The organism is Micromonospora sp. C81 (assembly GCF_018070425.1).
Lineage (GTDB): Bacteria > Actinomycetota > Actinomycetes > Mycobacteriales > Micromonosporaceae > Micromonospora > Micromonospora zamorensis.
In genome coordinates, this window is sequence record NZ_JAGPXS010000001.1 from 375,052 (window position 1) to 387,937 (window position 12,886).

Below are 12,886 nucleotides of genomic sequence, written 5' to 3' on the forward strand. Positions count from 1 at the left end.
AACGCCAATGGAAGCAAGGCGGGGGCGTCAGGACCCGAGGCCGCTGAACCCCCGGGGCGGGTGCGGGCCGGCAGCGCTGGTCGTAGCGTGGGGCGCATGCGAACCACCACGCTGGGCAGCGCAGGTCCCGAGGTCGGCGTCATCGGCCTCGGGTGCATGGGCATGAGCCACGGATACGACATCAGCGGCCCCCGCGACGACGACACCTCGATCTCGGTCATCCACCAGGCTCTCGACCTGGGCGCCACCCTGATCGACACGTCCGACGTGTACGGGCCGTACACCAACGAGGAACTGGTCGGGCGGGCGCTGGCCGGCGGCCACCGGGAGCGAGCCGTCCTGGCGACGAAGGTCGGCCTGGTGGCGACCTCCCCCACCGGTGGTCCCGGCAACTCGCCGAAGATCGGCAACAACGGCCGTCCGGAGCACATCCGCGCGGCGATCGACGACAGCCTGCGCCGGCTCGGCACCGACCACGTCGACCTCTACCAGTTGCACCGCGTCGACCCGGAGGTGCCCATCGAGGACTCCTGGGGCGCGATGGCGAAGGTCGTGGCGGCGGGCAAGGCGCGGCAGATCGGGCTGTCCGAGGTGACGGTCGCCCAGATCAAGCGAGCCCAGGCGGTGCACCCGGTGGCGTCGGTGCAGTCCGAGTTGTCGCTGTGGACCCGCGACCCGCTGGCTGAGGTGCTGCCGTACTGCGCCGAGCAGGGCAGCGCCTTCCTGCCGTTCTCCCCGCTCGGTCGCGGTTTCCTCGCCGGCCGGTTCACCTCGTTCGACGACCTGCCCGCCGACGACTTCCGTCGTGGCCTGCCGCGTTTCCAGCAGGACGCGCTGCGCGCCAACCTCGCCATCGTCGCCCGGGTCCGGGAGATCGCGGACCGGGCCGGCGTCACGTCCGCGCAGGTCGCGCTCGCCTGGGTGGTCGCCCAGGGTGACCAGGTCATTCCGATCCCCGGGACCAAGACCCCGAAGTACCTGGCGGACAACTGCGCCGCCGGCGACGTCCGGCTCGGCGCCGAGGACCTGGCCGACCTGGACGCCCTGCCCGCACCCGAGGGCGGTCGCTACTGACAGCCCGGCGGCCCGGCTCCACTCAGCCGGGCCGCCGGACCGCCACGGGCGGGCCGAACCTGACCCCGACACCGGGCGAGTAGAGCACGCTGACCGGCGGGCCGACCGGTGCCGGCAGCCCGGCGGCGGCAATCAGCTCGTCGTCGAGGTGCAGCAACTCGGCCCGGTGCAGCGGCCAGCGCGGGTGCCAGTTCGGCAGGTGCAGCGTGCGCCCGTACGCCCGGGTGTGCAGCCCCCAGCGGGCGGTGACGAAATGCTCAAGGGGCGTCGGGTCGTCGACCTGCTCCCCCACCCGCACCACCATCCGGCTCGTCGTGCCCGCCGGGCCCGGCCAGCGTCGCCGGCACCGGTAGGTGAGGCGGTCACCGTCGCGGTCCATCCGCATCGACGACCAGAGGTACGGCAGCCGCAGCGTCGCCCGCGCCACCAGCACCGGCACCAGGCGGGACGCGTCGAGCGACCGGAACACGACGGCCCGCCGGCCGAGGTCGTCGACCGAGTAGAGCCGGACGTTGGTCTCCCAGAAGGTGCCGAAGTACGGCACACCGGGGCCCCGCCCGAAGCCCAGCCCCACCATCCGGAAGCCGATCAGCCCGACGTGGCTGACGCCGTCCAGCGTGTCCGGACGGGTTCCGGCCGGCAGCAGCGGTGCGACGAGCGTCGGGTCGACGGCCCAGTGCAGGAAGGTGAGGTCCTCCCAGCGCTGGCCGAGGACGGCCCAGGGGAACGACTGCCGGGGCGAGTGGTCGACCGGTTCGGGGTGCACGCTCTCATCCTCGCCCACGTCGTGCGCCGGCGTGGTCTCAGGCGTGCGGACCGACACTGACGGTGCCGATGGTCAGCGACGCCTTGCCGTCCAGGATCTCGCCGACCCGTTCGACCTCCTCCGCCAGCTCCCGTTGCCGGGCGGCGTCGAGTGTCCGCAACGGCTCGACAGTGACGCGGATCGAACGGCCGGAGCGGCGTTGATGCCACACCCCGGCGACCACCCCGTCCACCAGCAGCACCGGATAGTTGCCGGCCTGGCCACCGGCGAGCGCCCGTTCCGCGGCGGCACCGGGGAAGAGCCTTTCGCGGGGGTGGCAGCCGACCGCGTACGCGTCGAAGTAGGGCAGCAGTCGCAGCCCGGACGGCCGGTCGTCGGGGAACCCGGTGTCGTCGGCGGCCACCCAGGCCCGGGTGCCCTCCACTGTCACCTCGGCCAGGTCGAGCGAGTCGAACAGCGACGTCGCCCACCCCGGGGGCACCGCCATCCACCGGGCGAACTGCGCCGGAGTGGCCGGCCCGTACGCGTGCAGGTAACTGCGGACGAGTGCGGCCAGGGCGGCGGGACCGGGCATCGGCGCGAAGTCGGGCAGCCACCGGGCCGGGCTGGTGTACGTGCTGACCCGACCGCGATTCGGGCCGAAGCAGATCACTCCGCCCCGGGTGGCGGCGGTCATCGCGGCGATCCACCGGGGCCATTTGTCCTGGAACGCCTCCATGACCAGGTCACCCGCCCACGGGCCGGTGCGGGCGACGATCTCCTCGGTCAGCTCGGCGGTGGTCAGGTCGGCCTCGGCAACCGCCTCGGCGATGGCTGCGAGGACCTGCTCGGTCTGCCGGGGTGTCAGCAGGACCGCACTGCGCTCCCACGAGGGGGTCGGCAACGCGGTCAGCGCGCCGACCCACATCGGCAGGTCCGCTGCGGCGAGCAGGTGCACGGTGCCGCGCGGCCCACGGGTCTTGACCAGGGTGCGGTCCGTCCACAGTGCCCGGCGCACCAGGGCGCGGGTCGCGCCCGGCACCCGCAGCCCGATGGACAGCTCGGCGGCGGAGGCGATCTGGGCGTGCGCGCCGCAGATCGTCGACACCACGTCGGCGACGCGTGCGGCGTCCGGTGCCGCCTCCGGTGCCGTGTCCGCCGCCGGTGTGCGGAGCCGGTGCCGCCGTAGGCGTCGGGCGGACACCTGCGCCCAGCTCAGGTCGGTCATCGCAGGCCCTTGAAGAACGCGCGGATGTCCGCCGCGTGCGCCAGCGGCTCGTCCATGGCCACGAAGTGGCTGCCCGGGTTGCCCTGCGGCCAGTGGACGATGGTGTTGTCCCGCTCGGCGAGGCGGCGCATCAGCGCGGACCCGCCGCCGTACACACCGGACGGCACCCGCCGCTGGCCGGTGGGCCAGGCGAATCTGCCGTCGGCGGCGACGGTGAGTCGCTCGTACATGGGCCACGACGACGTTCCCGACGTGCCGGTGAACCAGTAGAGGCTCACGTTGGTGAGCAGGTGGTCCCGGTCGATGGCCTGCTCCGGCGTCGGCACCGTCATGGTGAACTCCTTGAACTTCTGCATCATCCAGGCCAGCAGCCCGACCGGCGAGTCGTTCCAGGCGTACGAGAACGTCTGCGGCGCCGCTCGCAGCAGGGCGTGATGGTCCACGCCACCGCTCATCCACTGCTGCATCTGCTCCCACTCGGCGCGTTCCGCCGCGCTCATCTCCGGCACGTCGGCGGCGGTCGGAAAGCCGAACCCACCGTCGATGTGTACGCCGACCACCTGCTCCGGCGCCACCGCCGCCACCCGCGGGGCGACGTACGCACCGAGGTCCCCGCCCTGGGTGCCGTAGCGGTGGTAGCCGAGGTTGGCCATCAGCTCGGCCCACATCCGGGCGAGCCGGTCGATCGTGAACCCGGCCGGCGGCGCCTGCGAGAAACCGTAGCCGGGCACCGACGGCACCACGAGGTGAAACGCCTGCGTGGGGTCCGCGCCGTGGGCGCGCGGGTCGGTCAGCGGGCCGATCAGCTCGGTGAACTCGACCACGGAGTTCGGCCAGCCGTGTGTCAGCAGCAACGGCAGCGCGTCCGGCTCCGGCGAGCGGACGTGCAGCAGGTGCACGTCCAAGCCGTCGATCTCGGTGACGAACTGGGGCAGGTCGTTGAGCCGCGCCTCGTGCGCCCGCCAGTCGTAACCGTTCGCCCAGTGTTCGGTCAGCTCGCGGAGGTAGTCCACCGGCACCCCGCGGCTCCAGCCGGTGCCGGGCAACGAGCGGGGCCACCGGGTGCGGGCGAGCCGGTCACTCAGGTCGTCCAGGTCCGACTGCGGTATGTCGATGCGAAATGGCGTCATGCCGGAAACGCTACGAGCCATATAGGACAGGTTTTGTCACACATCGCTGGCAAGCTGAGGTCATGTCCGACACCCCCGCCCGACTGCTGGGCCTGCTGTCGCTGTTGCAGACGCCGCGCGAGTGGCCCGGCAGCGAACTCGCCACCCGGCTCGGCGTCAGCCTGCGCACCATTCGCCGCGACGTGGAGCGACTGCGCGACCTCGGCTACCCGGTGCAGGCGACGATGGGGGCGATCGGCGGTTACCGCCTGGTGGCCGGCAAGGCGATGCCTCCGCTGTTGCTCGACGACGACGAGGCGGTGGCGATCGCTGTCGGTCTGCGCACCGCCGCCGGTCACGCGGTGGCCGGCATCGAAGAGGCCTCGGTACGGGCGCTGACAAAGCTCGAGCAGGTGCTGCCGTCCCGGCTGCGGCACCGCGTCAGCGCGCTGGGGGCGGCCACCGAACCGCTGCTCACCTGGGCGGGACCGACTGTCGACCCGGCGCACCTGAGCGCGCTGGCCGGCGCCGTCAACAACCGGGAGCAACTGCGGTTCACCTACCGCCGTCGCGACGGCGTGGACACCGAACGGCTCGTCGAGCCGTACAAGCTGGTGTCGGCGGGTCGACGCTGGTATCTGGTGGGCTACGACAACGACCGCGACGACTGGCGGATCTTCCGGGTCGACCGGATCACTGACCTGCGGCACACCCGGACCCGGTTCGCCGCCCGTCAACTGCCGGCGTCGGACGCCGCCTCGTTCATGACGGAGAAGCTGCTTGAGCTGACGCCCGTCTACCGGGCGGTGGTGACGCTGTACGCGCCGGTCGAGCGGATGGCGGGCCCGCTCGGTGGCGCCGGCGTCGATCTGGAGCCGATCGACGCGACCTCCTGCCTGTTGCGCAGCAACGCCGACACGCTGGAGTGGCTGGCGTGGCGCCTGCTGACTCTCGGTTGCGACGTGGAGGTGCACGAGCCGCCGGAGTTGATTGCGCACCTGCGGCAGCTCGGGGTCCGAGCCACCCGCGCCGCCAGCCCATCCACAGCGTAGGACGGCCGCCGAGCCGGGGCATCGGCCCGCCGACCCGCCGTACGCTTGGTCGAGCACAAGCGTACTAAATCGGTCTTTCGGGGAGGAACTGGGCGTGACGCAGAGCGACGCGGAGCTGGTCGCGCAGGCGCAGGCGGGAGACGCGGCGGCACTCGGAGCGCTGCTGGCCCGGCACGAGGCCGAGATGCGGGCCGTCGCGTTGAGCGTCCTCGGTTACGGACCGGACGCCGAGGACGCGGTGCAGGACGCCATGGTGGTGGCGCTGCGTCGCATCGGCGAGGTCCGCGACCCCGCCGCCGTCGGCGCGTGGCTGCGTGCCATCGTCCGCAACAACAGTCGGATGACCGTGCGCGGGCCCAGAGCCGTCCCGGTCGCCGAACCGGAGTGGTTCGCCCGCCCCGCCGACACACCCACCCCTGAGGAAGCACTGGACCGGGGCGCGATGCGCGACTGGGTGTGGCACGCCATCGGGCAGTTGTCCGAGCCGGACCGGCTGGTCACCCTGTTGCGCTACTTCAGCGACGCGTCGTCGTACGAGCAGATCGCGGCCATGTGCGGCGTGCCGGTCGGCACCGTCCGCAGCCGCCTCAGCCACGCCCGCCGCGCGCTCGCCGGCGGCCTCCGCGCGGCGGCGACCGCGGCGCACACCGACGTCACCGCGGCGACCGAATCGCGGTGGCGGGAGGGTCGCGACATGATCGCGACGGCGATGGGCGGCGACTTCGACCGGGTGGTTCGTGAGAGCTGGTGGCCGGACGCCGAGATGGTCGTGCCGGGCGGCCCGCGCGGCGGTCGTGACCTGGCGATCCAGGGCATGAACCGAGACCTGACAGCAGGGGTACGCCAACGGCTGCGCAACGTGGCCGCCAGCGGCGACGTGCTGATCTGGGAGACCGACCTGATCAGCCCGCCCGACGACCCGGAGCACTGCCCACCCGCGGCGCTGTGGTTGCAGGTGCTGCGCGAGGGGCGAGTGCGCCGCCTCACCCTCTTCCACCCCGTCCCGGCGCTGGTCTGAAGAAACTTCCCCGACCGAGCGAACTTTTCCTTCGGCCCGCGCATCTGGTCCGCGTCATGCGCCAGTTGCCGTGCCGGCATCCGCCGCACGGGTCTCGGAACGGGAGATACTTCATGGGTTCCACCAGCCACGACGTCAGCGCCCTCGCACCGGGCGCCCACACCTTCACCGTCGACGGCGTTCGGCAGGTCTACCACGTCGCCGGCACCGGCCCGGTCTGTGTGGCGCACTCCGGCGGCCCCGGCATCGAGTGGGCCTACCTGCGGGCGCCGAGCCTGGAAGAGCACTTCACGATGGTGTACGTCGAGCCGGTCGGCACCGGCGCCTCGGGGCGCCTCGACGACGCCGCCGACTACCGTCTCGACACGTACGTCCGGTTCCTGCACGCCGTCGTCGAGCACCTCGACGCACCCCGGGTCCACCTCCTCGGGCACTCGCACGGCGGTTTCGTCGTCCAGCGCTACGCCCTCGCACACCCGGACCGGGTCGCCGGTCTCGCCCTGTACGACACCTCACCCGTCACCGGCGCCGAGTTCTGGGCCGAGGCGATGGCCGGTCTGGCCGCGTACCCGCAGCGGCACCCGGACCGGCCGGAGGCGACGGCGGTTCCGGCCGCCTTCGGGCAGATCGGCGCGGCGACGGACGACGAGTCGTTGGGGGCCACCCTGCGTGCCGCCCTCCCGGTGTACTTCGCGGACTTCTGGGGCCGACAGGACGAGTTCGTCCCGTTCCAGGCCGCCGTACGCATCTGGTCGGCGCCGGCCGGCGCGCAGGACCCCACGCCCTTCGACGTACGGGACAACCTCGGCGAGATCACCGTGCCCGTCGTGGTGATCGTGGGGGCGTACGACTTCATCTGCGGCCCCCGCTGGGCCGAGCAGGCGCACGCGGGCCTCAAGGACTCACGGCTGGTCGTGCTGGAGCACAGCGGGCACTTCGGGCACATCGAGCAGCCGACGGAGTTCACCGAGGCCGTGGTGGGGCTGCTGAGCCGCTGACCCGGCACCGGCGTCGCAGCCCGAGGTCCGTTCGTCACAGCGGGCAGGCCTCGGGCTGCGCCGGCGTTGGACGGTCATAGGCTGGGCACTTTGGTGCACCGTGACGAAGAGGAGACCGCCGTGAGCCAGACCGAACGGATGGATTCCGTCGACGAGTGGAACGTGGCCGAGGACGACGGGGTCCTGGACGCCTCGGACACCCTGGACGACGACCGCGTCGGCGACCCCCTCGACACCGGCATCGTCGCCGAGGACCACTGGACGGCGGCGAACCGGTTCGGCACCACGCCGGCCGAGGAGCGGGCTGGCGAGTCCCTGGAGCAGTACCTCGCCCAGGAGGTGCCGGACGTCGACCCGTACGCCGAGGGCGGCGACGACGAGGACGAGCTGACCCGCCGGGGCTACGAGGCCGAGGCGCGCGCCGGCCGTCTCGTCGCGTACGACGAGGGCGTCCGCGAGGACGACGAGGCCGAGTCGGTGGCGTGGGACGCCGGGATCGACGCGGGTGCCGCCAGCGCCGAGGAGGCCGCGATCCACGTGGTCGAGGACCCCGACGGCCCCGGCGACGGCCCGCTGCGCTGACGACCGCCCGACAGCGCCGCGCTCACCATCCGTGGATGGTGAGCGCGGCGGGCGGGTTGTTCAGTGGATGACGACGGGCGTCTTGACCAGCTCGCCCTGCGGGTCGTCGAGCTGCGCCGGCTGACGTCGGCGCGGCAGCAGAGCCGCAGGGATGAACGTGAGCACGACCAGCGCGAACGCGACCCAGAACGTGGTGGCGAACGACTTGGCGGCGAAGTCGAGCCCTCGTTCGATGATGGACGGGTCCACCGGCATCTGCTGGAGCAGCTCCGGCCGCTGCTGGGAGGCGATGGCCAGCCCGGCCTCGGTGACCGGCTTGCCGCTCTCGTCCACCAGGCCGGGGATCGGCCGCGAGCCGTTCAGCTCGTTGGTGAGGATCACCGACATCACGGCGGCGCCGACCGACCCGCCGATCTGCTGGAGGATGTTGACCAGGGTGGAGCCGCGAGCCACGTCGTTGGCCGACAACGTCCGCAGCGCCGACGTCATGATCGGCATCATCGTGCCGCCCATGCCCAGGCCCATCACGAACAGCGACCCGCCGAGCAGCCAGTACGAGGTCTGCGGGTCGACCTGGGTGAAGCTGAAGAACCCGACGACGATGAGCCCCAGCGCGAACGGCACGGTGCGGCCGATCGGCACCCGGTCGGCCAACGTGCCGGCGATCGGCATGGTGATCATCGCGCCGATGCCCTGCGGGGCCATCAGCAGACCGGCCGCCAGCGTCGTCTCGCCGCGCACCTGGAGGAAGTAGCTCGGGAACAGCAGGCCGGCGCCCATGAACGCGATGATGAACACGAACAGCGTCAGCGACGCGATGGTCAGGCTGCGGTTGCGGAACAGCCGCAGGTCGAGCAGCGGGTGCCGGGGCTTGAACGAGTAGAGCACGAACGCCACCACCAGCGCGCCACCGACGAGCATCGGGGCCCACACCTTGGCCTCGGTGAAGGTGCCCGCCTCCGGCAGCGACGAGACGCCGTAGAGGAAGAGCGCCAGGCCCGGCGAGAGCATGAGCATGCCGACGAAGTCGAACGACTCGGACGGCTCGGGGGCGTCCTTCGGCAGCGCCATCTGCGCGTAGATCAGTGCGACGACGCCGATCGGCAGGTTGATCAGGAAGATCCAGTGCCAGCTCGCCGTGTCGATCAACCAGCCGCCGAGGATCGGGCCACCGATCGGCCCGAGCAGCATCGGGATGCCGAGGACGGCCATCAGTCGGCCGATCCGGTGCGGCCCCGCCGCGCGGGTCATGATGGTCATGCCCAGCGGCATGAGCATGCCGCCGCCGAGGCCCTGAAGCACGCGGTAGCCGATCAGCTCGCCGATCGTGTCTGCCGTGGCGCACAGACCCGAGCCGATGGTGAACAGGGCCAACGCCACCATGTAGAGGCGTTTGGTGCCGAACCGGTCGGCCGCCCAGCCGCTGAGCGGGATCACGGTGGCCAGGGCCAGGGTGTAGGCGGTCATCGTCCACGCGACGCGGGCGTACGACGCGTCGAACTCGCTCTGGAAGGTGGGCAGCGCCACGCTGACCACCGTCACGTCGAGGATCGACATGATCGCGCCGAGGACGACGACGCCCGCCACCTTGAGCACTGCGGCGTCGAGTTTGTCCGCTGTCGCGACGGATTGCTGTGTCACTGACTCTCCTGAAGTCGATTGAGCCGGCCAATGGTGGGCGGTGGCGGCGATGCCGCGCCGACCAGGCGCGGGGCGCGACGTGCCAGGACGACGACGCGCGCAGGCAGACTAACTGCCGGTTGTGACGATTCGCCGCCGGTTTTCGTGACCGCCGGGCCGCGTATCCGAACGGCCGTCCATTTACAGCCACTCGTCGGGGTGGCGACCAACCGCAGAACCACCGGCCGGACGGGCAGCGGCCCGGATCAGCCCGGCGAAGGCCAGGGATCGGCGGCGCGGCAGCCACGCGATCACCATCGTCACGCTCGGCGCGTCCACCACCGGATCGCGGCGAGTGCGGCACAGCGAGGCACGGCAGCACGGCAGCACGGCAGCACGGCGAGGCACGGCAGCACGGCAGCACGGCGGCCGCGTCGAGGGCAGCCCGGCACGGCGAGGCACGACGAGGCACGGCGAGGCACGACGAGGCACGACGAGGCACGGCGGCACGGCAGCACGGCGGCCGCGTCGAGGGCGGCCCGGCCCTCCACCAGCAGCACCGAGCCCGCCGGGGTCAGGGCGAGCCAGCGAGCGGATCCTGGTCCCGCGCCTCTCCTCGCCTCGGTCGCCGGGTGGAATCAGGACATGCTGTGCTGGCCACCCGGTCGGCCTACTGACCGGGGTGATCGTTATGTGCTCGTGGTGCTCACGTTCGTCGGTGGTAGTGGTTGCGACGGGGTAGTTGTTCGGGGTCGAGCCAGGCCGGTGGGACGAATTCGGGGTGGCCGTCGCCTGCCAGGCGCACGGTCCAGTCGCTGTGGTGCAGGTGCCGGTGATGGTGGCCGCAGAGCAGGACGGCGTTGGCGAGGCTGGTCTGGCCGCCGTCGGCCCAGTGCTCGATGTGGTGTGCGTCGCACCAGCGCGGTGGTCGATCGCAGCCCGGGAAGGCGCAGCCACCGTCCCGCAGCACCAGGGCTCGCCGGAGGGGGCCGGTGATGAGACGGCGTTGCCGGCCGATGTCGAGTGGCTGGCCGGCTCCGCTGAGGACGGCGGGAAGGATGCCGGCGTCGCAGGCGAGTCGGCGCACGGCCTCGGGGGTGAGGTGCAGGCCGGTGTCGAGAGTGCCGCTGCCCAGTTGCCGGGTCAACCCGTCGTAGCTGGTGGTGACGACGACCTGGGCGCAATCGCCGCCGTGCTCGGGCAGCTCGCCGGTGCGCAGGGCGAGGCGGCACACGTCACTGAGGGCGTCGTGCCGGCGCTGCGCGGGAGTGCGCTGGTCATCAGGGCCCGACGGTGCGCTCAGGGGGTTGATGGCGGCGCGGAGCAGCCCGGCGGCCTCGGTGTCGAGGATGCCGGTGAGTCGCAGACGGCCGTCGGTGAGGGTGGAGAGGGTGAGGTGGCGGTCGCGGGTGGCGCGGCGAGCTTCGGCATCCAGGGCGGCTTTGGCCGCGGCGTCGGCGATGTCGGGTGCGACGTGGTCGAGGATGCGGGTGCTGAGTTTGCGGAGAAGGGTGGGGTCGAATTGCCCGGCCCACTCGACGAGCACTCCGAGGGCCTTGTCAGCGGCCTCGGCACCGGCGGCGGTCTGCACGGTGTCGATCGTGTCGGTGATGACCCGGGCCTGCTCCACGGTGATGTGGCCATCGGCCAGTGCGTGGCGTACGCCAGGGTTGCCGGTGTCCAGGACGGCGGCGAGGTCGACGAGGCGGCGAGCGGCCGGGATGGTGAGGCGTAACCGTTCGCGGAGCCAGACCGCGGTGGATGAGGCACCCTGCGTGGTGGCGGTGCCTCGGCCGTCGAGCTCACGGATCAGGGCCAGCTGCACTGCGGCGAGTCGCTGCTCGATGCGGTACGCGGTGTCGAGCGCGGCGATCAGCTCACGCTCGGACAGTGCCCAGATGGCCGTGTCGGCGCAGGCCGCGATGGCATCCTCTGCCTGCGGCAACTCCTCGACCATGACCCAAGCCTAGAACAGGTGTACGACAACTCCAGTCATCATGATCGATTCGCGGCAGACCCGGCCAGGCGGCAAGCCGGCCGAGGAACGGAGACTCCGCGCCGACGGCCCCGCCGCCGTAGGCCGTGCCGACCCGTGGAGGATGCATCCGTGGCTCTGGTCGCGGGCCAACGACGGGATCCTGCAGTGGCGAGCCTGACCGCCCGCTACGCCAACGCGCATCCCTCTACCGGGCCAGCCCGGTCCTCGTCGCCGTCATCATCTGGCTGCCACGACCGGCAGAGGACACGACCGGCAGAGAACTAGGTCCTGTTTCATAGCTCGGGTCGGAGCCATTCGTTGATCGCAACGACGTCGAGGATTTAACAGCGGCGTAGCCACCAAGGATCATCCCCGGGCGTTTGGGGGTCGTGATAAGTACGTTTCAACAGGGCGTCATCCAGACGGTCGACAACGACTCGGAGCTCTCGCGCGGCATGGCCAGGCAGCATGGTGACTGCCTCCTCCAAGCGCAGACGGGCCCAGCCATCGCCACAACAGGAACAGGTGAACTCCGCTTCCCACGGCCTCCACCGACGCTGCCCGCCGTATGAATGAACGCCCCATACGCTGACTGCGGCTGCCACCATGCCCGGCAGCCACCGCTGCCCTTCCAGCAGGCGGACAGCAGCGTTCCCGGGACCGGAGAGTCCAGGAACATCCCGATAACGGGTCCACGGGCTTCGCGTGATCGGTACGGGGCGACGAAGCGATTGAGGCTGCCTACGAGGCACGGCCCCTTCTGTGGAAGGTCACGCCTCAGATCCTCTCACGAAGGTCAACAGGCACTTAGCCGGCCGGAGCGACGCCGCAGCCCTGGTAGCGAACCCTTCTGAAACACGCCTAGTTGCTGCGTTTGCCGGCGTCGAGGGCAGCCTGCTCCACTCGCTGGCGGTGGTCCAACCACCACGACTCGTCGGCGGGGGGCAGGTTGTCGTTGCTGGGCAGCAGCCCGGCCGCGCCGTCGATGAGTTCGCGCACGATGTCAGCGTGGCCGGCGTGCCGTTGGGTTTCCGCGATGACGTGAACCAGGACGTGGTGCAACGTGACCGCTGCGTCACCCCACCACGGCACGCGGCCGACCTCGTCCAGCGCGAGGGCTTCGATGGTGGTGTCGGCGTGGGCGATCGCGCGACGGTACACCCCGACGATCTCCTCGCGGGTCTCATCCGCGGTCGCCCACATGTCGGCATTGGCCTCCGCTCCGTCGCCGACGTACGGCAGCTCCTGGTCGAGCGGTCGGCCGAACACGACGCCGAAGTAGAGGATCTCCATGGCCGCCGCGTGCTTCACCAGACCGAGCAGGTTGGTCCCGGTCGGGGTCAACGGACGCCGAATATCGTATTCACCGAGCCCGTCGAGCTTCCACAGCAGCGTGTCGCGGCCGCCCCTCAAGTAACTGTGCAGGTCTGCCTTCATCGCGGCACTATGGCATCCGGCCGGGTGTCGGCGCCGCCCCGGACG

Annotated in this window: 12 protein-coding genes; 5 read left to right on the top strand and 7 right to left on the bottom strand. The window is 71.4% G+C overall.

Annotated features, from left to right (window positions below):
- Positions 1 to 96 precede the first annotated feature (96 nt).
- Positions 97 to 1,074 (top strand): aldo/keto reductase, encoded by a 978-nt coding sequence (locus KBX46_RS01785; protein WP_210790065.1) that lies wholly within the window; start codon positions 97 to 99, stop codon positions 1,072 to 1,074.
- 22 nt (positions 1,075 to 1,096) lie between these two features.
- Here KBX46_RS01785 and KBX46_RS01790 read toward each other — a convergent pair whose 3' ends face one another.
- Genes KBX46_RS01790 through KBX46_RS01800 form a run of 3 tightly spaced genes read right to left on the bottom strand, consistent with a single transcriptional unit; the run spans position 1,097 to position 4,177 of the window.
- Positions 1,097 to 1,840 carry a YqjF family protein gene (locus tag KBX46_RS01790; RefSeq protein WP_210790068.1) on the bottom strand — a complete coding sequence of 248 codons (744 nt, stop codon included), beginning with the start codon at positions 1,838 to 1,840 and terminating at the stop codon, positions 1,097 to 1,099.
- Between the two features lie 37 nt (positions 1,841 to 1,877).
- On the bottom strand, positions 1,878 to 3,047 hold the full coding sequence (locus KBX46_RS01795) for a winged helix DNA-binding domain-containing protein (protein WP_210790069.1): 1,170 nt from the start codon (positions 3,045 to 3,047) through the stop codon (positions 1,878 to 1,880).
- Positions 3,044 to 4,177, bottom strand: a complete 1,134-nt coding sequence (locus KBX46_RS01800; protein ID WP_210790071.1) for an epoxide hydrolase family protein — start codon at positions 4,175 to 4,177, stop codon at positions 3,044 to 3,046. Before KBX46_RS01800 ends, KBX46_RS01795 begins: the two co-directional genes overlap by 4 nt.
- A gap of 62 nt (positions 4,178 to 4,239) precedes the next feature.
- On the opposite strand from KBX46_RS01800, the gene KBX46_RS01805 reads away from it, so the two are divergent.
- The 4 genes from KBX46_RS01805 (at position 4,240) to KBX46_RS01820 (ending at position 7,806) form a co-directional block, all read left to right on the top strand.
- A complete protein-coding gene (locus KBX46_RS01805) occupies positions 4,240 to 5,208 on the top strand; it encodes a YafY family protein (protein WP_210790073.1) in 969 nt (322 codons plus the stop codon).
- Between the two features lie 94 nt (positions 5,209 to 5,302).
- Positions 5,303 to 6,226: an RNA polymerase sigma factor gene (locus KBX46_RS01810; protein ID WP_210790075.1), complete on the top strand. Its 924-nt coding sequence runs from the start codon at positions 5,303 to 5,305 to the stop codon at positions 6,224 to 6,226.
- 113 nt (positions 6,227 to 6,339) lie between these two features.
- Positions 6,340 to 7,224, top strand: a complete 885-nt coding sequence (locus tag KBX46_RS01815; protein WP_210790078.1) for an alpha/beta fold hydrolase — start codon at positions 6,340 to 6,342, stop codon at positions 7,222 to 7,224.
- Between the two features lie 120 nt (positions 7,225 to 7,344).
- Entirely contained in the window at positions 7,345 to 7,806 is a 462-nt protein-coding gene (locus KBX46_RS01820) for a DUF5709 domain-containing protein (protein WP_099854338.1), read from the top strand.
- Positions 7,807 to 7,866: 60 nt separating this feature from the next.
- Here KBX46_RS01820 and KBX46_RS01825 read toward each other — a convergent pair whose 3' ends face one another.
- From KBX46_RS01825 to KBX46_RS01840, 4 genes are all read right to left on the bottom strand, one after another.
- Positions 7,867 to 9,447 carry a DHA2 family efflux MFS transporter permease subunit gene (locus KBX46_RS01825; protein WP_210790081.1) on the bottom strand — a complete coding sequence of 527 codons (1,581 nt, stop codon included), beginning with the start codon at positions 9,445 to 9,447 and terminating at the stop codon, positions 7,867 to 7,869.
- A gap of 180 nt (positions 9,448 to 9,627) precedes the next feature.
- Positions 9,628 to 9,765, bottom strand: coding sequence for a hypothetical protein (locus tag KBX46_RS01830; RefSeq protein ID WP_210790085.1), 138 nt, complete (start codon positions 9,763 to 9,765; stop codon positions 9,628 to 9,630).
- A 367-nt stretch (positions 9,766 to 10,132) separates the two neighbouring features.
- Positions 10,133 to 11,383, bottom strand: a complete 1,251-nt coding sequence (locus tag KBX46_RS01835; protein ID WP_210790088.1) for an HNH endonuclease signature motif containing protein — start codon at positions 11,381 to 11,383, stop codon at positions 10,133 to 10,135.
- Between the two features lie 882 nt (positions 11,384 to 12,265).
- A complete protein-coding gene (locus KBX46_RS01840) occupies positions 12,266 to 12,841 on the bottom strand; it encodes a DinB family protein (RefSeq protein ID WP_210790090.1) in 576 nt (191 codons plus the stop codon).
- Positions 12,842 to 12,886: the final 45 nt, after the last annotated feature.

What these genes read in the sequence shown, in the direction of transcription:
- KBX46_RS01835 (WP_210790088.1), bottom strand. Translation starts at nt 11,383, where the DNA reads ATGGTCGAGGAGTTGCCGCAGGCAGAGGATGCCATCGCGGCCTGCGCC.
- KBX46_RS01795 (WP_210790069.1), bottom strand. Translation starts at nt 3,047, where the DNA reads ATGACCGACCTGAGCTGGGCGCAGGTGTCCGCCCGACGCCTACGGCGG.
- KBX46_RS01805 (WP_210790073.1), top strand. Translation starts at nt 4,240, where the DNA reads ATGTCCGACACCCCCGCCCGACTGCTGGGCCTGCTGTCGCTGTTGCAG.
- KBX46_RS01800 (WP_210790071.1), bottom strand. Translation starts at nt 4,177, where the DNA reads ATGACGCCATTTCGCATCGACATACCGCAGTCGGACCTGGACGACCTG.
- KBX46_RS01840 (WP_210790090.1), bottom strand. Translation starts at nt 12,841, where the DNA reads ATGAAGGCAGACCTGCACAGTTACTTGAGGGGCGGCCGCGACACGCTG.
- KBX46_RS01815 (WP_210790078.1), top strand. Translation starts at nt 6,340, where the DNA reads ATGGGTTCCACCAGCCACGACGTCAGCGCCCTCGCACCGGGCGCCCAC.
- KBX46_RS01785 (WP_210790065.1), top strand. Translation starts at nt 97, where the DNA reads ATGCGAACCACCACGCTGGGCAGCGCAGGTCCCGAGGTCGGCGTCATC.